Annotated in this window: 17 protein-coding genes and 1 riboswitch; of the genes, 13 read left to right on the top strand and 4 right to left on the bottom strand. The window is 48.4% G+C overall.

The window, feature by feature from the left end; all coding sequences use genetic code 11:
* Nucleotides 1–283 precede the first annotated feature (283 nt).
* A riboswitch (cobalamin riboswitch) is annotated at nt 284–504 on the top strand.
* Nucleotides 505–567: 63 nt separating this feature from the next.
* The 7 genes from NW212_RS07525 to NW212_RS07495 are packed head-to-tail and all read left to right on the top strand — an operon-like array spanning nt 568 to nt 7,151.
* Nucleotides 568–1,677 (top strand): hypothetical protein, encoded by a 1,110-nt coding sequence (locus NW212_RS07525; RefSeq protein WP_258338034.1) that lies wholly within the window; start codon nt 568–570, stop codon nt 1,675–1,677.
* 5 nt (nt 1,678–1,682) lie between these two features.
* Nucleotides 1,683–2,819 carry an ABC transporter substrate-binding protein gene (locus NW212_RS07520; protein ID WP_258338033.1) on the top strand — a complete coding sequence of 379 codons (1,137 nt, stop codon included), beginning with the start codon at nt 1,683–1,685 and terminating at the stop codon, nt 2,817–2,819.
* Nucleotides 2,816–3,850, top strand: coding sequence for an iron ABC transporter permease (locus tag NW212_RS07515; RefSeq protein WP_258338032.1), 1,035 nt, complete (start codon nt 2,816–2,818; stop codon nt 3,848–3,850). Before NW212_RS07520 ends, NW212_RS07515 begins: the two co-directional genes overlap by 4 nt.
* Complete coding sequence (locus NW212_RS07510) at nt 3,850–4,875, top strand: ABC transporter ATP-binding protein (RefSeq protein ID WP_258338031.1); 1,026 nt, start codon at nt 3,850–3,852, stop codon at nt 4,873–4,875. Before NW212_RS07515 ends, NW212_RS07510 begins: the two co-directional genes overlap by 1 nt.
* A 55-nt stretch (nt 4,876–4,930) precedes the next feature.
* The gene (locus NW212_RS07505) at nt 4,931–5,329 is read left to right on the top strand and encodes a hypothetical protein (RefSeq protein WP_258338030.1); all 399 of its coding nucleotides are present in this window, start codon (nt 4,931–4,933) and stop codon (nt 5,327–5,329) included.
* Nucleotides 5,326–6,618, top strand: a complete 1,293-nt coding sequence (locus NW212_RS07500) for a DUF3440 domain-containing protein (RefSeq protein WP_258338029.1) — start codon at nt 5,326–5,328, stop codon at nt 6,616–6,618. The genes NW212_RS07505 and NW212_RS07500 overlap by 4 nt, the downstream gene beginning before the upstream one ends.
* Nucleotides 6,609–7,151 (top strand): ParB/RepB/Spo0J family partition protein, encoded by a 543-nt coding sequence (locus tag NW212_RS07495; RefSeq protein WP_258338028.1) that lies wholly within the window; start codon nt 6,609–6,611, stop codon nt 7,149–7,151. Before NW212_RS07500 ends, NW212_RS07495 begins: the two co-directional genes overlap by 10 nt.
* 9 nt (nt 7,152–7,160) lie before the next feature.
* Here NW212_RS07495 and NW212_RS07490 read toward each other — a convergent pair whose 3' ends face one another.
* The 4 genes from NW212_RS07490 to NW212_RS07475 all read right to left on the bottom strand — a co-directional run bounded on the left by NW212_RS07490 (nt 7,161) and on the right by NW212_RS07475 (nt 13,661).
* The gene (locus NW212_RS07490; RefSeq protein WP_258338059.1) at nt 7,161–7,724 is read right to left on the bottom strand and encodes a chromate transporter; all 564 of its coding nucleotides are present in this window, start codon (nt 7,722–7,724) and stop codon (nt 7,161–7,163) included.
* A gap of 18 nt (nt 7,725–7,742) precedes the next feature.
* Nucleotides 7,743–8,288, bottom strand: a complete 546-nt coding sequence (locus NW212_RS07485; protein ID WP_258338027.1) for a chromate transporter — start codon at nt 8,286–8,288, stop codon at nt 7,743–7,745.
* A gap of 16 nt (nt 8,289–8,304) precedes the next feature.
* Nucleotides 8,305–12,270 (bottom strand): ATP-binding protein, encoded by a 3,966-nt coding sequence (locus NW212_RS07480; RefSeq protein ID WP_258338026.1) that lies wholly within the window; start codon nt 12,268–12,270, stop codon nt 8,305–8,307.
* A 134-nt stretch (nt 12,271–12,404) separates the two neighbouring features.
* Nucleotides 12,405–13,661 carry a phosphoglycerate kinase gene (locus tag NW212_RS07475; protein ID WP_258338025.1) on the bottom strand — a complete coding sequence of 419 codons (1,257 nt, stop codon included), beginning with the start codon at nt 13,659–13,661 and terminating at the stop codon, nt 12,405–12,407.
* 153 nt (nt 13,662–13,814) lie between these two features.
* On the opposite strand from NW212_RS07475, the gene NW212_RS07470 reads away from it, so the two are divergent.
* The 6 genes from NW212_RS07470 (at nt 13,815) to NW212_RS07445 (ending at nt 21,225) form a co-directional block, all read left to right on the top strand.
* Nucleotides 13,815–14,123 (top strand): hypothetical protein, encoded by a 309-nt coding sequence (locus tag NW212_RS07470; RefSeq protein WP_258338024.1) that lies wholly within the window; start codon nt 13,815–13,817, stop codon nt 14,121–14,123.
* Nucleotides 14,124–14,425: 302 nt separating this feature from the next.
* Nucleotides 14,426–15,979, top strand: a complete 1,554-nt coding sequence (locus NW212_RS07465) for an ATP-binding protein (RefSeq protein WP_258338023.1) — start codon at nt 14,426–14,428, stop codon at nt 15,977–15,979.
* 98 nt (nt 15,980–16,077) lie between these two features.
* On the top strand, nt 16,078–17,406 hold the full coding sequence (locus NW212_RS07460) for an MATE family efflux transporter (RefSeq protein WP_258338022.1): 1,329 nt from the start codon (nt 16,078–16,080) through the stop codon (nt 17,404–17,406).
* A gap of 68 nt (nt 17,407–17,474) precedes the next feature.
* A complete protein-coding gene (ffh, locus tag NW212_RS07455; protein ID WP_258338021.1) occupies nt 17,475–18,800 on the top strand; it encodes a signal recognition particle protein in 1,326 nt (441 codons plus the stop codon).
* A gap of 79 nt (nt 18,801–18,879) precedes the next feature.
* Complete coding sequence (locus tag NW212_RS07450) at nt 18,880–19,530, top strand: hypothetical protein (RefSeq protein WP_258338020.1); 651 nt, start codon at nt 18,880–18,882, stop codon at nt 19,528–19,530.
* Nucleotides 19,531–19,812: 282 nt separating this feature from the next.
* The gene (locus tag NW212_RS07445) at nt 19,813–21,225 is read left to right on the top strand and encodes an energy transducer TonB (protein WP_258338019.1); all 1,413 of its coding nucleotides are present in this window, start codon (nt 19,813–19,815) and stop codon (nt 21,223–21,225) included.
* Nucleotides 21,226–21,354 lie beyond the last annotated feature (129 nt).

The following is a 21,354-nucleotide window of genomic DNA, read 5'->3' as shown; positions in this document are numbered from 1 at the left end:
TGTGGTTTGTGAAATGTCTGTTTTATCCATTTCCGGTGCGGCCTTTGCTGGCAAGAAAGATGGCCCGGCTTTTGAAAAAGTTTGTCTTCAGCCTGGAGATGGTTATCTTTAAGCTGAAGATATGTATCTTTAGTCTGGAGATTTGCATCTTCAGGCTAGAGATATAGATTTTTACAGGCCGGTATAAATTTCCTGTCGGCTTTCCGCTGCATTGTCCTCATGGGACGTATGGTCAGAAATGGATACTTTTTGTTGCAAAAATAGGAATAAAAATAAAAAAATCGTTATATTTGCAATGTTTTGTTCCGTTTGTGCTTCCGGATGGCGAAGCCGCGGATGAAAAGGGAATCGGGTGAAAGTCCCGGACAGTCCCGCTGCTGTAAGCTCCATAAGCGGTTGGCCCGTTTGCTGCAAGCCACTGTTTTCCGCTGATTGTCGGGAAAACGGGAAGGCAGGGTAATACCGGAGTAAGTCAGAAGACCTGCAAAACGAAGTCATGCTTGCATTCTCGAGGAAAGGATGGCAAGATTGAGGTGTGCAAACGTTTCAAACTTAAAATAAAGTATTATGAATGTAAAGAGTTTTTTGATGGGCATGCTTTGCCTGTTGGCGACGGGTGTATCGTTTGTGTCCTGCAATGACGACAACGACGATTTCCTGGATGATACGGGTTCGAAAGTATCTTTGCCGGGGCGCAGGGCTTACATCCTGTATGAAGGAAGCTACGGACAGGGCAATTCCGGCCTGGCATTCTATGCTCCCGACGGCAATGCGGATTTTATCGGCGACATATATGCGGTGCAGAACGGAAAGGGACTGGGGGATACCGGCTCGGCGATGATCGAACATGACGATAATATTTATGTCGTTGTTTCCGGTTCGAGCTATGTGGCCCGCCTGAATGCTGCGGGAGTGGAGCAATGCCGCCACGAGTTTGAGTACATGCCCCGGTATATTGATGCAGAAGACGGCTATGTTTATGTAACTCAGTATGGAGGGCGCGTGAGCAAGCTGGATGCGGTTACGCTGGATGAGGTTGGCGTTTATCAGGGGCAGTCTGACCATGCATATGAAGGCATCGTCGAATGCAACGGTTTGCTGTATGTAGCCGACAGCCAGACCCGTGACGAGTCTGCCACAGTGGTGTTGGGATATAACAGCGAAGTGCTTGTAATCGATCCGAACTCGATGCAGCTTAAGCAGACTGTGTCTGTTACGGTGAATCCCGAACGCTTGTGGGAATGTGACGGCAAGGTCTATTTGATTTCTAGGGGTGATTATGCCACCGTAACAGATAGCTGGCTGCAGGTTATAGATACGCAAACCAATACGAAGACCGACATAGAAAAAGCGGCGAAGCTCACCGAGAGAGACAATGTCTTGTATCTGATCAATACCGAATATGACAGCAGTTATAACCAGACAAATTCGTTCTTCACTTACAATATCAGCACCGGGAAGATTACAGACCATACTTTCTTGAACAATAATCCGGAAGAGCTTTCAAGCGCAACGATTTATCTGTTTGAAGTGGATGATGAAACGGGCGACATCTATATCGGTACGAGCGATTATGTGTCGGAAGGAACGGTTTATCGTTTTGATGCCAGCGGCACGTTTAAAGAAAAGTTTGATGCCGGAGGTATCAATCCCAATTCCATGATATTCGTAGACTGAGAAGAATGAAACGTGTATTATTAGCTGCTTGCATAATAACTTTGGTCTTGCTTTCGGCTGCTTGCGGCAGAGGAAGCAAGACTTCTTCTGTTTCGGCAGGTGACACGCTGCAGTTGAGGTATGCCCGCAACTTGTGTATTGTCCGTTATCCGGATTACACCATGGCCGTATTGCGCAATCCGTGGGATACCTTGAAAACGCTGCACACCTATGCGCTGGTGGACAAAAGGGATTCGCTGCCGGAAGGGTTGCCTGACAATGCCACTGTGGTCAGAGTGCCGCTGGAAAGATGCATGGTTTATTCGTCCGTTCATTGCAGCCTGCTTAAGGAACTGGATGCGCTGCACCGGATTGCGGGCATATGCGGTCTGGAGTATATGAATATGCCGGAAATAAAGGACGGATGCGAAAAAGGAACAATTGCAGACTGCGGAAACAGTCTGGCTCCGGACGTGGAGAAGATCATTGATTTGCATCCCGATGCAATACTGCTTTCTCCATTCGAGAACAGCGGGAGTTATGGCAAAATAGGCAAGCTGGGCATTCCTTTGATTGAATGTGCCGATTACATGGAGGCTTCTCCCCTGGGGCGTGCGGAATGGATGATGTTTTATGGATTGCTGACAGGCAGTTGCGGGCGCGCTGACTCGTTGTTCAGAGCGGTCGAAACAACGTATCTTCGGGTGAAAGCGCTGGCTGCTCAAGCAAAAGTGCGTCCTGCGGTTATCTGTGACTTGAAATACGGTTCTGTCTGGTACATCTCGGGCGGAGAAAGCACCACGGGAAAAATGCTGGCTGATGCCGGAGCCGACTATGTTTTTGCAGACCTGAAGAACAGCGGTTCTGTTCCGATGGCTTTCGAAGCCGTGTTTGATAAAGGACAGCATGCAGACTACTGGCTGATAAAGTATAACCAGCCCCATGACAAGACTTATAGTGAGCTGGCCTCAGAGTACGCTCCTTATTCCCGTTTTCTTGCTTTCCGTAACCGGCAGATCTACGGATGCAACAGCCGTCGCATTCCTTTTTATGAGGAAACGCCTTTTCATCCCGACTGGCTGCTGAAAGATATGGTAAGCATTTTTCATCCGGAACTGCTGGAAGGCTATCGTACTAAATATTTTACAGAGTTGGCGGAATGAACAGGCGTAGAGGATTTGTGTTTGGAATGCTGCTTTCGCTGTGCATTCTTTTGCTTGTTGCGGCGAACCTGTTTTTCGGTTCGGTTGATATACCAGCCAGAGCTGTCTGGGAAATTCTTTCCGGCGGCGAGGCGGAAAAAGCGAGTTGGGCGTATATTGTTTGGGAATCACGTTTCCCTCAGTGTGTGGCGGCTTTGCTTTGCGGGGCAGCCCTTTCAGTTTCGGGATTGATGCTGCAAACCGTATTCAATAATCCTCTTGCCGATTCTTCTATTCTTGGAATCAGTTCGGGGGCAAGTCTGGGAGTCGCTCTTGTCGTAATGGCTGGAGGCAGCAGCCTGGCGGCAGGCATTTTCAGTCTGTCGGGCTTCTTTTCTGTTTTCCTGGGCGCACTGGCAGGTGCTGTGGCCGTTCTTGCCTTGATTTTGTTTCTTTCTTTTCTGATAGAGAGCGGTGTGATGTTGCTTATTGCAGGGATCATGATCGGGTATGTTGTGTCTTCTGTAATTTCTCTGCTGAGTTTCTTTTCAGCAGCCGACAACGTACAGTCTTTTGTCATTTGGGGGCTCGGCAATTTTGGCGGAGTGTCTTTTGACCAGCTTTCTGCCTTCAGTCTTTGCATCGTAGCCGGTCTGGTTGTCGCTCTTTTGCTGATAAAGCCGCTGAATGCCTTGCTCCTGGGGCCTCGCTATGCGGAAAACCTGGGAATCAACGTCCGTCGGGTGCGGAACCTGCTGTTGTTGTCTACAGGCATTCTGACTGCCGTGACAACAGCTTTCTGCGGGCCTGTAGCCTTTATCGGTCTTGCCGTACCTCATATTGCACGTTTGCTGTTGGGAACGTCTAATCATAATTCGCTGATGCCTGTTACTTTGCTCTGCGGATCGGCGATGGCCCTTTTGTGCAATCTGATTTGTGCGCTTCCCGGTGAGTCGGGCATCATTCCTTTGAATGCCGTGACTCCCGTTTTGGGTGCTCCTGTTGTTATTTATGTGATTATCAACCGTCGGAAACTGCAATATTTTAATTGATGGAAGCGGGTCAGGTTATAGTGGAAGGGAATAAGCTTGCCATAGGATATGCAGGCAAGCAGGGCCAGACGGTGCACCGTGATTTGAATTTCCGCCTCTGTTGCGGAGAGTTCACCTGTTTGTTGGGAGCGAATGGAAGCGGAAAATCTACGTTGCTGCGTACGCTCGCAGCGGCCCAGCCTCCTCTATCCGGCAGTCTGACATTGTTCGGAAAACCGGTCAATGCATACGATCCCAAGGAACGTTCACGGTTGATAGGTCTTGTGCTGACAGATAAGACGCAGACGGGCGGCTTGTCTGTCTATGATTTGGTATCGCTCGGGCGTCAGCCTCATACGGGATTTTTCGGCCGTTTGAGCACGCATGATAAAGAAGCTGTTTCCCGGTCGCTTGAAGCTGTAGGCATGCTGCATAAAGCGGATTCATACATGGCTCAGCTTTCCGACGGAGAGCGGCAGAAAGTGATGATTGCGAAAGCGCTGGTTCAAGAATGTCCGTTGATTTTGCTGGATGAGCCCACAGCGTTTCTCGATGTTGTAAGCCGGATAGAAATCATGACGTTGCTGCATCGGATTGCTGCGACAGGGCAAAAGGCGGTTTTAATGTCTACGCATGATGTGGAGCAGGCTCTTGTTCTTGCCGACCGTCTATGGCTCATGACCGGCCGGTATGGTTTGGAATGCGGTTGCACGGAAGATCTGATTCTGGCCAACCGGATGGATTCTCTTTTTGAATTTCAGCCGGACATCCGTTTCGATTTAATGCATGGCGGATTCTCGCCGGAAGTGAAGGGAAAGAAGTTCATTGTTCTTGAAACCGCCGACGAGGTCTTGCGCCACTGGACTCAGAATGCACTGAACCGGCATGATTATTTTTGTTTGATGCCCGGTCAGCAGACCGAATTTCATGGATTGCCTGTCCTGAAAGTTATTTCTCCGGATCAGATTCTATTGGAGGCTAATGGCACGGAAATCTGCTGTTCTTCATTCGAAAATTTGTTTCATGTCCTTTCTTGCCGGTCATGATTTTGTATTTTTGAAAAAAAACTATATTTGTATCTGAATATTATGATAACATTTTATGGCAAAGATTGTTTTATTGAAAGGTACGGAGCCCCGGTTGTATCAGCTGGTGGCTCCGTTGGTCATGAATTCCGAAATATTGAAATATAACAATAACTATCCTTTTAAGACGAGCGACTCATTCGTATGGTTCGTGGCCGTTAAGGAAGAGCTGGTGCAGGGATTTGTGCCTGTGGAAATCAGGGGAAAACATTTTGTCATCAACAATTATTATGTGGATGAAAAGTTGGAAAAAAAATTGTTTCCTCAATTGTTGAAGGCTGTACTGAAAAAGTTGGAAGATCATTCGAAAACGTTTCAGGCAGTTGTGATGGTTAGGCATGCGCAATACTTTGCTGATATGGGATTTGAAGTGATAAAGAGTTGGAGGCTCTATCAGAAAATGGAGAAAGCATGAAGGAGAAGAAGAAAAATGTTTATGAACTGGCAGAAGAGAGGCTGGCCGTTTTGTTTAAAGAATTTGACAATATCTATATCTCGTTTTCTGGTGGAAAGGATAGTGGGGTTCTGCTGAACTTATGCATCGATTTCATCCGCAAGCATAATCTGAAACGGCGGATCGGAGTGTTTCATATGGACTATGAGGTGCAGTATAAAATGACGATTGACTTTGTAGACCGGATATTTGAAGCAAACAAAGACATTCTGGATGTCTATCGCATTTGTGTGCCTTTCAAGGTGAGGACATGTACTTCCATGTATCAGAGCTACTGGCGTCCGTGGGATCCTTCAAAAAAGGAGCTTTGGATTCGTGAGATGCCAAAGGATGTCCTGACGGCAGAAGATTTTCCCTTTTTCAGGGAGGACATGTGGGATTATGAATTTCAGCTTAAATTTGCAGCGTGGCTTCACGAACAGAAAGATGCTGTCAGAACTGCATGTCTGGTCGGTATCCGGACGCAGGAGAGCTATAACCGTTGGAGAACCATCTATGGAGGTTTGAAGCAGCAACTTTACCATAATTATCAGTGGAGCTCGAAAATAGCGAACGATGTGTTCAACCTTTATCCGATATATGACTGGAAAACCACGGATATATGGACAGCCAACGGCAAGTTCGGCTGGGATTATAACAAACTGTATGATTTGTATTATCAGGCAGGGGTGAATCTTGAACGCCAACGGGTGGCAAGTCCGTTTATCTGTGAGGCTATTGAGAGCTTGCGGCTATACAAGGTGATTGACCCAGACACGTGGGGAAAAATGATCGGACGCGTGAACGGAGTGAACTTCTCCGGCATATATGGCGGGACGAGAGCTATGGGACGCAATTCAATCAAACTGCCCGAGGGACATACCTGGAAGTCTTTTATGGAGTTCTTGCTGTCTACTTTGCCCGAAGATGCTCAAAGGGGATACCTCTCGAAGCTGCATACCAGCATCAAGTTCTGGCGTACAAAAGGCGGATGTTTGAGCAACGAAACCATACAGAAACTTGTTGATCTGGGCATTCCGATTGAAGTGCGCAATAAGTCGAACTACAAAACGACAAAACATCCTGTCATGATGGAGTATCTGGATGACATCGATATTCCGGAGTTTCGAGAGATACCGACTTATAAGCGGATGTGCCTCTGTATTCTCCGCAACGATTATGCATGCAAGTACATGGGATTTGCCATGACGAAGGAAGATGCGAAAATGAAAAATTACATATTGCAACAATATAAGAATATATGGACGTAAAAGAATATAAAAGTCCGGTATACAGTGTGATTGCTGTACCCGTTGAAAAGGTGTGTGCGAATGATTATAATCCGAACGTGGTGGCTCCTCCAGAGATGAAGTTGCTGGAGCTTTCTATTTGGGAGGATGGCTTTACCATGCCTTGTGTCTGTTATTATGATAAGGAAAACGACAAGTATATCATTGTCGACGGATTCCACCGTTACCGCGTGATGCTGACTTCGAAGCGAATTTATAAAAGAGAAAAAGGCTTGCTTCCTGTCGTTGTGATAGACAAGGATCTGTCGCATCGTATGGGTTCGACAATCCGTCATAACCGTGCCCGTGGCACACACAGTGTAGAGCTTATGACAAGCATTGTGGCGGAATTGACGAGAGCCGGTATGTCGGACAGCTGGATAATGAAGAATATTGGTATGGACAAGGATGAACTGCTCCGCCTGAAGCAGATTTCCGGGCTTGCTGCTCTTTTTGCTGATAAGGACTTTTCAATACCGGAGCCGATGATGCCGGCTCCGAAAGATGAAGACTGACTATAATGGTCAATAGATGAAATATCCTATGATTCCGCAACTGATTATCAGCAGTATGGGGTTCGCTTTATAGCGGTAAGAGGCGATAAATGAAACGATGAACAGCATGCTGCTGATAATTATTTGTGCAGTGTCTGTGCCGAAGTTCTCTCCGTTCATCAGAACCAAGGCTGCCGCAGCAAGCAGTCCGACAACTCCGGGACGCAGCCCGCAGAATACAGCCTCAACTGCGGGATGTTTCTGGTATTTCAAAAAGAAACGGCTGATCACTACCATGAGGATGAAAGAAGGAAGCACCACCGATATTGTGGCAATTGTTGACCCCAATACTCCTAAAGCATGTGAATATCCGGCATTGACAACAGCCACATACCCCACATACGTTGCTGAGTTAATTCCTATCGGTCCCGGTGTCATCTGGCTAAGGGCTATAATGTCTGTAAAGTCGGATGAACTGAGCCAGCCATAGCGGGTGACAACTTCTCCTTGAATCATTGAAATCATGGCATAGCCTCCTCCGAATCCGAAGAGGCCGATTTTGAAAAACGTATAGAACAGCTTGAAAAATAGCAGTATCATTTCTTTTCCTCTTTATTTTTTTTGTCTGTGCTGGTATTGTCCGTAAAAGAATCCTCCTAAGCCGGTAAGGATAATAACATAGATCGGCGAAAAGCCCAGAAGCCATATAAGCAGTGCTGAAACGATGGGGATCCACACGTTGTAGCGGTTGATGCGTGCAGATTTCGCCATCTTGAATGTCGGCGCTGCAATCAGTGCAACCACCGCCGGGCGGATTCCTTTAAATATGTTTTCAACGGCTTCTATGTGCTGGAACTGGCGAAAAAACAGCGCGATTCCCAGCATGATGGCAAACGAGGGGAGGATTGTTCCTGCCGCCATCCAGAAAGCGCCCCAGAATTTTTTCAGTTTATAGCCGATAAAGATGGCGATATTTACAGCGAAAATTCCCGGTACAGTCTGGGCAAGAGCCATCAGGTCAAGGAAGTCCTCCTTGCTGATCCATTTCCGCTTATCCACCAAATCAGCCTCAATCAGCGGCACCATTGCGTATCCCCCGCCGATGGTGAAGAGTCCGATCCGTGTGAAGATGAGAAAAGACTTTAGATAGAAGTTCATATTATTCTTGTTCTTTTTAATTTTTCATGTACGTGCTTGGAGGAACTCCGTAAAATTTCTTGAACGTGTCTGTAAAATATTTGGGATCTGCAAATCCCATCTTATCCGACACTTCGGCCACGGTATAGCGTCTGCTCTTCAGCAGCAGGGCTGCTTCCTGCATACGGATATTCCGGATGAATTCGGCCGGAGCGATTCCGATAAGTGCCTTTATTTTGTTGTAGAAGCTTGTGCGGCTCATATTCATTGCAGCGCATAGAATATCGACGTTCAGTTCTTTTCCGAGATTCTCCTTCACAATCCGGGTGACATGTTCTATGAACTCATTGTCCAGGCTGTTCGGCAGTTCGATTCTTCTTCCGTCAGAAGGAAGGGCTGTTATAGCCTGTTGAAACTGCTGGCGTATAAGGCGTCTGTTCTCCAGAAGGTTGTGTATGGTCGCTTTTAGAATCTTGATGTCGAACGGTTTGGTCAGATACTGGTCGGCCCGTGTTTCCAGTCCCAGCAATATCTGGTCGTTTCCGCTGAGTGCAGTCAGGAGGATGACCGGGATATGGCTGGTTTCCATGTTGTCTTTCAGCATGCGGCACATTTTCCGTCCGTCCATTACAGGCATCATGATGTCTGAAATGATCAGATCCGGCTGGTGGGCTTGCACTTTTTCGATGCCTTCCTTTCCGTTTCCGGCTCCTTCCGTGAGATAAATGTCAGAAAGGTTCTGCATGATAAACTGGCGGAGCGAGTCATTGTCTTCTACAACCAGAATGCAGGGAGCTTCTGCTGAGGCGGAAGAAGTCTGTGCCGGCAGGTATTCCGTCGGCTCTTTCTTTTCTTTTTCGCAGGCTGGTGCTGCGGTCTGCTGTACGGCCTGCTGTTGCCTGCGGCGGAAATGCTTGCTTCTGACGGGGAATGTCAGTTTGAAAGTGGTGCCTGCATTCTCTGCGCTTTCAAAAGAAATTTTCCCTTCATGCTTTTCTATCAGCTTATATGTAAGTAGCAGGCCTATTCCTGCTCCGGATTTGCTCTGGTTGGCGGCGTTGTTTCCTCTGAACAGGTATTTGAAGAGCTTCTTCTGATCCTCTTTCGGTATGCCGATTCCCGTGTCACTGATTGCTACGGTCCATGTGTTTTTCCCCGTTTCCGCCTTAATGGTGACACTTCCTCCTTTGGAAGTATATTTGAAAGCGTTTGAAATCAGGTTACGCAATATGGAATCCATCTTCTGTGTATCAATGTCAACGGTCAGGCTTTGAGGAAGCGGTTCGTAGCTCAGCGTTATTTCTTTTTGCCGCGCGTAGCTGTCGAACTGATAGATATAGTTTTGCAGGTAGCGGTTCAGATCGTATTCTGAAGTTACTATATCTGTCGTATAAAGTTCTTCTTTCTGGAAATTGATCAGGTTGTCGGCTAGTTCGGTCAAGGTGTCTGTGCCTTGCATGGCCAGCCGTACGTTTTCCAGTCCCTTTCCGCTCAGCTCTTCCTTTTCCAGAATTTCGTCCAGAGGAGCCTTTATCAAGGTAAGCGGAGTGCGGATGTCGTGGGCGGCCTGTGTGAAGAACGTGATTTTGTCTTCCGATATCTTTCTTTCACGTCTGATGTTAAGATACTTCATCACTGCATACATGGCGATTATGAGGATGCATGCATAAATGATAAAAGCCCAGAATGTCAGCCAGAACGGGCGTTCAACGATTATCTGCAGCTGTCGTTCCCCGATGATTTTCTGGTTGTCGAGAAAAACGGCGCGGATCTTGAGCCGGTAATTTCCCGGCGACAGGTTGGTATAGCGGATCAGTCCGCTTTTAGTCGGTGCGGACCAGCTGTCGTAGAAGCCTTCCAGTTTCCAGCTGTAGTAGATGCTTTCTTGCGTATCGTAATTGATCGACGACACGTTGAGCGAGAAGGTATTCTGGTTGTACTTCAGGTCTATGCGGCTGGTTTCGTCCAGTATCTGGGTCAGGGGCGAATTTTTCTCCAGCGGGTGTACAGCCCGGTACATGATGTTCAAGTCCGACAGAACCATCCGGTTCTTGATTTCGGACGGAAGCTTGATGGAGTCGGCGACCATGACAAACCCCTTGTCGCTTCCCAGTATGACATTTCCCTTCTGCGTATGGACGATTGCGTTGGGATTGAAGTTTGCCGTCATCAGCCCCTGCTCTTTGGTCCAGTTTGAAAAATGTCTGTTTTTGATGTCGTAGATGCTGATGCCGTTTTCAGTTCCGAGCATAAGCGTCCCTTTGCGTCCCGGAGCGATGCTGTAGATATTGTTCGTTCTCAGGCCGCTGTTTCCCGAGTGGTAGCGGACAAACCGTGAGGTTGCGTTGTCTATTACAATCAGGCCGTTTTCGTATGTTCCTACGAATGTTTTCTCTTTGGTCGTGTAGACCATGTTTATCATTCCGAAGTTTTCAGCCGTTTCAAAAGGATATATCGACTGCTTCTTTCGGTCCAGCACATAGACTCCGTTTGTTGTTCCGATCCATAGCCGGCTGGTGTCACACGCTGCCAGGTGGGTGATGGGATAGGGCGTTGTATATTCTTGCTTCTTTCCGCTTTTTGCGTTGTAGCTTTTCAGGCTATAGAATCCTCCCGTCCAGATTGTGTTGTCCGGATCGCGCAGTATGCTTCGGATATATTTGTCGGGAGTTTCGTCCCCTTTGCTGTTTTTGCTCTGCTGGTAAAGGATGGCCTCGCCTGTTCTCTTGTTGATGACATAGATTCCGCTCATATATCCTCCGGCCAGAATCTCGCCGGACGGTATTTCGCATAGAGAGGTGAAGATATGGTTTTTGTATTGGGGCTGCTTTTCGGCCGTGCAGTAGGTGACCCATTTCTTCCGGCTGTTCAGAAAGCAGCTTATTCCGTTGTTTGTGGCGAACCAGATATCCCCGTCCTTGTCTTCCATGATATTGTTCACGCAGTTGTTTGAGAGCGAGTTGTCAGAATCGGTAGTGTGTGTGAACCATGTGTAAGAGGGATACTTTTTTGAGTAGACGGTGATTCCTATCGGATAGACGGCGGTCCATATCCGGTTTGATCTGTCCATGAAAATATCCTTCACGATATTTCCGTTCATTTTGTTGAGGCTCGTGCGTTCCTCCTGAAGGAATTGCGATATCTTTTTTTCCGTGATGTTCAGGCGCACCACGCCCCCTCCGTCTGTGGCCATCAGCAGTTCGTTCGGGTTGTTCCTGTCCGGGATGATGTTGTTTATGTTGATGTCCTTCAGCAGGTTGCTTAAATCTTCCGTGCTCTTGTCCTGGAGATTGTACAGAATGCTTTTTTTCAGCAGCGAATTGATGACAAGGCATCCGCTTGCCTTGTGGCAGTAGATGAAGTCGAAGTAGTTGATTCCGGCTATTTGTATCTTTTCGATGCCCTCCAGCCGGTTTCCTGCAAGTCTGGCAGCATAGAGGTTCCGTTCCGAAGCCATGAAGTAGCGGTTCGGTCCGGCCTGAGTGATGCTGACAATGCTTTCGGGTATGGAGTTTTCTACGGGATAGCTTTTCCCGTCTGTCGTTTGGTAGACAAACTGCTTTTGCCCGGTGCAGAACCATATTTTTCCGTCATCGTCGAAATGGGTTGTGCTTACGGGGCTGTTTCCGGTTTCCGGATAACTCTTTTTCAAGTCGAATGCCAGCTTGAACGAATCCTTCAGCTCGTTGTAGCGGAAGGCTGTTCCGTCTTCTCCTATCTCCCACAGCGTCTTGTCGGTACCCGTGCGCAGCATGTTCTGGTTGGGGTAGGCATAAACTGGAATCCCCTCTTTCAGAAGAGGGTAGAAAGTGAATCTTTTTCCGTCGTACCTGTCGATGCCCTTGTGCGTGAGTATCCAGGTATAGCCCTGTTCGTCTTGCCGGATAGAAAAGACACGTCTGCTGCTCAGTCCGTCTTCCATTGTGATGTATTGGAAAATTTGGGCTTGTATGCGGAATGGATTCATTGCCAGCAAAAAGAGCAGGAATAATAGTTTGGGCATGACTTGTTTTTTTATTGAACACAAAGTTCCGAAAAAATAATGGCTTGTCAAAAGACTTCTTCTTCTTTTTCGGAAAGCACATAAAAAAAGCCGCCTCAAAAGCTTGAAGCGGCTTCCTTATAGAGTGAGAATGATTATTCTTCGCCGCGGATAGCAGCTACGCCCGGCAGAACTTTGCCTTCGATAGCTTCCAGAAGGGCGCCGCCTCCGGTTGAGATGTAAGAAACTTGGTCGGCCATGCCGAACTTGTTGATACATGCTACAGAGTCGCCTCCGCCGATCAGTGAGAATGCACCGTTCTTGGTAGCCTCTGCGATTGCTTCTGCAATGGCTTTTGAGCCGCCTGTGAAGTTGTCGAACTCAAATACGCCGGCAGGACCGTTCCACAGGATGGTTTTTGCGTCCTTGATGGCATTTTTGAATGCTTCGCGTGTTTTGGGACCTGCGTCCAGACCCATCCATCCGTCGGGAATGTTGTCATCGTCGCATACCTGTGTGTTGGCATCGTTTGCGAATTTGTCGGCTGCGATGCAGTCGCATCCCAATACCAGGTTGACGCCTTTTTCCTTGGCTTTGGCGATGATGTCAAGCGCAAGCTGCAGTTTGTCGTCTTCTACCAGCGAGTTGCCGATGTGTCCGCCCTGTGCCTTTGCGAAGGTGAACGCCATGCCGCCGCAGAGAATCAGGTTGTCTACCTTGTCCATCAGGTTTTCGATGATGCCGATTTTGGTAGAAACCTTAGAGCCTCCCATGATTGCAGTGAAGGGGCGCTTGATGTCTTTCAGCACGTTGTCAACGGCTTTCACTTCTTTTTCCATCAGATAGCCCAGCATCTTGTGGTCAGCGTCAAAATAGTCGGCGATGACAGCTGTAGAAGCATGTTTGCGGTGAGCTGTACCGAATGCGTCCATCACGTAGCAGTCAGCGTAAGAAGCCAGAGTCTTGGCGAAGTCTTTCTGGCGGGCTTTCATTTCTTTCTTGGCTGCCTCATAGTTCGGATCTTCTTTTTCGATTCCTACCGGCTTGCCTTCTTCTTCCGGATAGAAGCGCAGGTTTTCGAGCAGCAGCACTTCGCCCGGTTTCAGGGCTGCGGCAGCATCTTGAGCTTTGGCGCAGTCGGGAGCGAATTTCACCGGAGTGCCCAGAGCTGCTGATACAGCGTCAACAATCTGGCTCAAAGAATATTTTGCATTGACTTTACCTTTGGGCTTGCCCATGTGTGACATGATAATCAGTGCGCCGCCGTCGGCCAGGATTTTTTTCAAGGTAGGCAGGGCACCGCGGATACGGGTGTCGTCGGTGATTTTACCATTTTCGTCCAGGGGTACATTGAAGTCTACACGGACGATTGCCTTTTTTCCGGCAAAGTTGAATTTGTCAATTGTCATCATAACTCAATATTTTTGTTTAAAGTGTTTCTTTTTCTGATGCACCGCAAAGTTAAGAAAAAATTTTTATGAAGCGGAATGATGCGGGCTTATTTTGTCTGCGTTTGTTATTTTGTTTTAAAACGGGGTGTTCCGCGCCTTTTTCAGATTGTCAGAATGTCATTTCCGCTTGCTGAGATTCCGTTGTTTGAGGGCTGGCGGCCGGAAGGTTGGAAAAAACGGATGGGCGATGACCGGGCGGATTTCATTGTGTCGGTGGATGGGGCTTTTCTGCGCAGGTTGACGGCTCGCCGGACAGAATGGGCTGTCTTTGTGGACGAGTTCTCCTCTGATTTCCTTTCCTTTTGCCAGTGGAAGGGCGAGGCTCTAGATGCTTTATCTGTAGGGAAATGGCATCAGACGGCACTTCTTTTTGCCGTTCTGCGGAAGGTTTCAGAAAATGTCCCGGTGTCTTGTTCGGTCTGACAGGTCATTTTGTGCAGGATGTCCCGTTGTTTTATGTGGAATGACGGCTTGTTTTTCACGGTTTTTCCGATCGGCACCCTCTTTAAAAGGCTTCTGGATGGGGCTTCTGTTTGGCATCTGTTGCAATTTCACCCCGGATTGCCCGTTTTTTCCGGTAGTGACGGTTTTTGAAAAGCCCGTATCGCTTGCTTTTTGTCCGTATATTCTGCAAGACGCTGACTTTTTGTCTTTTTCCTGTTTCGGGGATCAGAATCAAAGAAAAAAACGTATCTTTGTAAGTGAATCATCAAACAAGCAGCGTTATGAGCAGACTTTATCCGATAGGCATACAGAGTTTCGAAAGAATCCGTGAGGACGGATATGTTTATGTGGACAAGACTTCCCTGGTGTACCGTTTGGCGACAACCGGAAAGCACTATTTCCTGAGCCGCCCGCGTCGGTTCGGCAAGAGCCTGCTTGTGTCTACGCTCGAGGCTTACTTCCTGGGGAAAAAAGGGCTGTTTGCCGGACTTGCCATGGAGCGTCTGGAACGGGAATGGACGGAATATCCGGTGTTTCACCTCGACCTGAACTCGCAGAAATACGAAACGCCCCAAAGTCTGGCCGACATCTTGAACGCAGCTCTGACCAAATGGGAGAAGGAATACGGCCGGGAAGAGGCTGAAACCTCGCTTTCCCTGCGCTTTCAGGGGGTGGTGCAGCGCGCGGCCGAGAAGACTGGGCACAACGCGGTGATACTGGTTGACGAATACGACAAGCCTCTTCTCCAGTCCATAGGCAACGATTCCCTGCAGACTGATTACCGGAACACGCTCAAGGCCTTTTACGGCGTGCTGAAAAGCTGCGACCGCTATATCCGTTTCGCTCTGCTTACAGGCGTGACGAAGTTCAGCAAGGTGAGCGTGTTCAGCGATCTGAACAATTTGGAAGACATTTCCATGTCCCGCGTATACGAAAGTGTTTGTGGCATAACGGAAGATGAACTGCATTCGGAGCTTGCAGGGGATGTTGTGGCTTTGGCGGAGTCTGGCGGCATAAGTCAGGAAGCTGCCTATCATAAATTGAAGGAGTGGTATGACGGCTACCATTTTACCCGGAACGGCATGGATATCTATAATCCTTTCAGTGTGCTGAATACGTTGAAGCGCCGGGATTTCGGCAGCTACTGGTTTGAAACGGGTACGCCTACGTTTCTGGTCGAACTGTTGAAGAAGAGCCGTTACAACCTTCACCGTCTGACAGACGAAGTCGCGATGTCCGATTCGCTTATGGGCATTGACTCGATGGGCAACAACCCCGTGCCCTATCTTTATCAGAGCGGCTATCTTACCATTAAAGGATACAATCCGGAGTTCCGGGTGTATGAGCTTGGCTTCCCTAACAAGGAAGTGGAGGAAGGATTCACGAAGTTCCTTCTTCCCTGTTATGCACATTTGGATTCGGGAAACTCAGCCTTCGAAGTGATGAACTTTGTGCAGGATGTCCGAGGCGGCAATGTAGACGGTTTCATGAAGCGTCTTCAGAGCTTCTTCGCTGATACGCCTTACGAACTTGCCCGCGAGCTGGAGCTTCATTATCAGAACGTGCTGTTCATTGTGTTCAAGCTGATGGGCTTCTATACGCAGGTGGAGTACCATACCTCCCAAGGCCGCGTTGACCTTGTCCTTCAGACCGAGAAGTACATCTACGTGATGGAGTTCAAACTTGAGGGCACATCGGATGAGGCCCTCCGCCAGATAGAAGAGAAGAATTATGCCCTTCCTTTCGCTTCCGACCCGCGGAAAGTATATAAGATAGGTGTGAACTTCAGCAACGAGATTCGGGGAATCGAAGGATGGAAGGTGGCAAACGGATAGTGAAGGCATGACGGGCGCATGAAAGGGGCATTTTGTGGAGCGGAATAAAATGTGTACCTTTGCATGTATTTTTATCCGTTAAATTTTCATCTGTTCTTATGACGACATATTCGAATAAAGAAATCTGGCATGTAACGTACCCGATTTTCCTGGGGCTGATTGCGCAGAATGTGATTAATGTGACCGATACGGCCTTTTTGGGGCACGTAAGCGAAGTTGCATTGGGTGCTGCCGCCATGGGAGGGCTGCTCTATATCTGTTTTTATACCGTGGCGTTCGGATTCAGTGTGGGTTCGCAGATATTGATTGCGCGCCGCAACGGTGAGGGAAACTACCGGGCTGTGGGGCCTATCATGTGGCAAGGGTCCGCTTTCAGCCTGATTATGGCGGTTGTGCTGCTGGGACTGATGTATTTTATAGCCGAACCGCTTATCCGTCTGATCGTGTCTTCCGATGCCATATTCGAAGCTACCTGCGAGTTTTATGTGTGGCGCATGTGGGGGTTTCTCTTCGCTTTCCTCAACGTGATGTTCCGCGCCCTTTACATTGGCATTACGCAGACAAAGGTGCTTACCATGAGTGCGGTAGTGATGGCGCTGGTCAACCTGGTATTCAATTATGCGCTGGTGTTCGGACGCCTGGGAATGCCCGAAATGGGAGTCCGTGGCGCGGCGCTGGCTTCTGTCATCTCGGAGGCTTCGTCGCTGGTATTCTACCTTGTTTATACGTATGTCAAGGTAGATCACCGGAAATATGGTCTGGGCCGTATTCCTCGTTTCGACGGAGGGATGGTGCTGCGCATCCTTCATATCTCATGCTTTACGATGGTGCAGTATTTTTTCTCGATGGGAATCTGGTTTGTGTTCTTTATTGCGTTGGAGCGTCTGGGCCAGCGCCAGCTTGCCGTCGCCAATATTGTCCGGAGCGTATATGTGGTGCTTCTTATACCCGCCCAATCCTTGTCTACCACCGCCAATACGCTGGTGAGCAATCTTATCGGAGCGGGCGGCGTAGACCATGTCATGTCGCTGCTGGGCAAGATAGCCCGGATGTCGTTTCTGATAATGATAATCTGCGCGGGCCTTTGCGCCCTCTTTCCTCACGCCATCTTGTCGGTCTATACCAATGAGGCGGCATTGCTGGAAGAGTCTGTGTCATCGCTCTATGTGGTGTGTGCGGCGATGCTGATCGCTTCGGTGGCGAACATTTATTTCAACGGCATTTCCGGAACGGGGAATACGCAGGCTGCGCTTTATCTGGAGGTGTTTGTCCTGGTGTTCTATGCCGTATACATTGTTGTTGTCGGTATGGTGGTGCAGGCGCCGGTCAGCATTTGCTTTACTACCGAGCTGGTTTATTATTCTCTGATGCTGACTATCAGCCTGATTTACTTGAAAAAAGCGAAATGGCAGAACAAAAAGATTTGAGCGTTCCGATTTTTTTGTAATTTTGCGCTCTGCGTTTGATAGGACAATTAAAACAATACAATATAATTATGTTCGACAATTTAAGCGAAAGACTGGAACGGTCGTTCAAGATATTGAAGGGTGAAGGCAAGATCACCGAAATCAATGTGGCGGAGACCCTGAAGGATGTGCGTCGCGCCCTGCTTGACGCCGATGTGAATTATAAGGTTGCAAAGAACTTCACCGATACGGTGAAAGAGAAAGCGTTGGGACAGAATGTGCTGACGGCTGTGAAGCCCAGCCAACTGATGGTAAAGATAGTGCATGATGAACTGGCCCGCCTGATGGGAGGCGATACGGCCGAACTGGAGCTGAAAGGCCGTCCGGCAGTGGTTCTGATGTCGGGTCTGCAAGGTTCGGGTAAAACGACTTTCTCCGGAAAGCTGGCCCGCATGCTGAAAACGAAAAAGAACCGCAAGCCTTTGCTGGTTGCCTGCGACGTATACCGTCCGGCAGCTATCGAACAGCTGAAGGTGTTGGGTGAGCAGATCGAAGTTCCCGTATACAGCGAACTGGAAAGCAAGGATCCGGTAAAGATTGCACTGAATGCCATTCAGGAAGCAAAGGCCAAGGGATACGATCTGGTGATTGTCGATACGGCGGGACGTCTGGCGGTGGACGAGCAGATGATGAACGAAATAGCTGCCATCAAGGATGCTGTCAATCCGGATGCTACTTTGTTTGTCGTTGACTCGATGACCGGTCAGGATGCCGTGAATACCGCGCGTGAGTTCAACGAGCGGCTTGACTTTACGGGTGTGGTATTGACCAAGCTCGACGGTGATACCCGTGGCGGTGCGGCTCTTTCCATCCGCACGGTGGTCAGCAAGCCGATCATGTTTATCGGTACGGGCGAAAAGCTGGAAGCAATCGACGTGTTCCATCCTGCACGTATGGCCGACCGTATTCTCGGCATGGGCGATATCGTGTCGCTGGTTGAACGTGCGCAGGAGCAGTATGACGAGGCGGAGGCCAAACGTCTTCAGAAGAAAATTCAGAAGAATCAGTTTGACTTCAACGATTTTCTCAGCCAGATTCACCAGATCAAGAAGATGGGTAACCTGAAGGAGCTGGCTTCCATGATTCCGGGTGTGGGCAAGGCCATCAAGGATATTGATATCGACGATAACGCGTTCAAGAGTATCGAAGCCATTATCTATTCGATGACTCCCGAAGAACGTACTCATCCCGAAATCCTGAACAGTTCACGCCGTACCCGTATTGCCAAAGGAAGCGGTACGAGCATTCAGGATGTGAACCGTCTTTTGAAGCAGTTCGACCAGACACGCAAGATGATGAAGATGGTGACAGGCGGAAAAGTGGCCGGGATGATGCAGCGGATGAAGAAAAGATAAGGATATGAATATATAGAGTTGGTTTGCAGCGGGGAATATTGGTTCTTCTTTCGTTGCAAACCTTTTTTATTGGGGATATATGAAAACGAAGTTGATTCTGCTGTTCGTTCTGTTGCTTTCCATAAGGGCTTATGGGCAAGAGCCTGTTTTTTCAGAAACCGAGGACGGTTTGTTCGTGACCAAAGCCAAGTTTGTGGAGGGGTTTCGCTTTGCCAAGTATGACAATGTGACTCCCTATATCCTGAAGCAGAAAACGTTTGAGCTTGACCGTTCCGGAAGGCGGTATGTTGTGAACTGCATGAAATTCAGGAACTGGAAAAATGATCCCGGGGACATTCATGTGGTCGAAATAAGGCGAGGCGGAAGAAGAGTCTTTTCCATGACCAATGATTTGGGGTGGGAATGTATTGACAACGAAACTCAAGGTCCCGGAAAGACGTCTTTCTATTATAAGGTGAACTTGGATGATGATACGATAGCCTTGGTTTTCATGGGCATTTATATAATGAGTCAGCCCCCTTATCTCACTGTATTCGTCTTGAAGAAAGGGCATGGAGGTTTTGTGTTCAACAAGCCTTTTTATGTGAATGACATAAAGAGCGACGGGTATGAAACCGTTTTTACTTTGCAGTCCAATACGTTGGAGTATCTGGATATAAACAGCGGTCCGATCAATTCGCCGGATCTGCATACGCTGACTTTCAAAGACGGAATGATGTATTATAAGTAAGGCTTGGACTGGTGTGCGTCTGGGCAGGAAGGGTGCTCCTTGCGTTCTTAAGATGCGGTGTCCTGTAAGAAGGGAAAAAGCGGGATACGTTTGGTTGCGGACTGGCATATGTTGCGGCTCGATGTCTTAATGCATTTTTTTTGTTTATTTTGTGTTAAAATGTCAGATAGAAAAGAAAGGAGTTCTTGACCGTTCTGAATTTTTCTCCTAACTTTACAAGAAAGGCGATATCGTTCGGATATTCAGCCTGGGGATAGTCGGATAATCAAATACGCAGGAGATATGGGCAGCTATTGTTTCAGGCGGTTTCTTTTTCTTTTGTTTCTTTCAATTTGTTCCGGTGCTTATAGCCGTTCCGGTGGTGCAGAAAAAGCGTGGAATCTGGATAAGGTGTCTGAATGGGTGCTGGAGCATATCCGTTTTCCGGAAGAAGCCTATTCGTTTGGAATGGCAGGAGAAGAACAGATGTGCCTCAGCGTTTCGTGGGACGGAAAGGCTTTTCTCGCCAGTCGTCTTAATACGCTCCATCCTGCTTATGAACAGGAGATAGAGCGGGTTGTTGCAAATGCTCCGCGTTGCACCGGCGTTTCCCAAGGAATGGAGGAAGCTTACCGTTATGTAAGGGTCGACTTTTATCAGTATATCCCGGAAGGCAGACGGGGAAAGATGATGCGGGTTTCTCTGCATACTCCTCCGGTTTTCCGTGCGAAAGGGATACGGTCTTCTTATTTCGATGGGCGTGAGGCCTATATGGAGTGGCTTTGCGGCAGGATTCGGGTTCCGGGATCTTTTTCAGGCAGCATTGCCGACACGGTAACCGTGCAATATACAGTTACGTCGGAAGGAAAAGTGAAAGACTTTGCTGTGCTCCGCTGTAAGGAGGAGTGGCTCGGCAGCGGACTGGAGCGTGCAGCGAGAAAATCTCCGAAATGGAAGCCTGCGACGGCAGACCGGTATCGGACTGTTGATGTGGTGATGCGGGACAGAATGGTGTTCCGTCCGGGCAGTGGAGGAAGGCTGTTGTGTCAGGCTTATGAAGGCGGCGTGTATAGGCGGGATGCAGCCATGCCGGAAGATTATGGCGGAATCGTGTACAATCCGGACAGGAATCCGGTTTATCTGTCGGGAGAGAGCTTTCATAAGGATGCACTCCGTGCGTTGGATGAAATGCTGAAGCAGAGAGGGGTAAATGTGGAGTACTCCGTTTCCGGAAGCTTTGTGGTGGAAAAGGACGGTACGGCAAGCAGTATCGGATTCACCCGTCTGCCTGATTTCGCACCAGAAGGCATCCGTGCGGACAGCGTTGTGGCGGATGCCATCAGCAAGATGTGTTGGGAGCCGGCAAAGGTAGGAGAAACGCCTGTACGCTGTCTGTTCCCGTTTACCTGCAAATACAGGGACAGCAGCAAGTGGGTTCTGAGGTCGCAGGAGAGCCGCAGGAAACGTTTGTACAGGACGGCATCTCCGGCTGACATTTTTGGCAAGCATTTCATCGATCTTCAGGCAAGTCCTTCGGCAAAGGACTATGTCTATATTCAAAGCGACGGCAGTCTGCATAGCTATCCTTTCAGCCCTTCCGGAATGTTCAATTACGATAAGTTCTATAAAGGAATGTTCTATTACCGTAAGGCGGGAGTAAAGGGAAACCTTTCGAAGAGGTATTTTAAAGATGTGTATAACGCCTATGTAAAATGATGGCTTGAAGAAGGCTCTGTGCCGGTGCACCAATCCTTGCTTCCCGCAGAAAAATCTGTATCTTCAGGCTAGAGATGTAAATCTTCAGTCTGGAGATACATGTCTTTAGCCTGAAGATACATGTCTTCA

The organism is Bacteroides sp. ET225, assembly GCF_024733745.1.
Classification (GTDB): domain Bacteria; phylum Bacteroidota; class Bacteroidia; order Bacteroidales; family Bacteroidaceae; genus Phocaeicola; species Phocaeicola excrementipullorum.
This window is presented reverse-complemented; position numbering and strand designations above follow the sequence as displayed.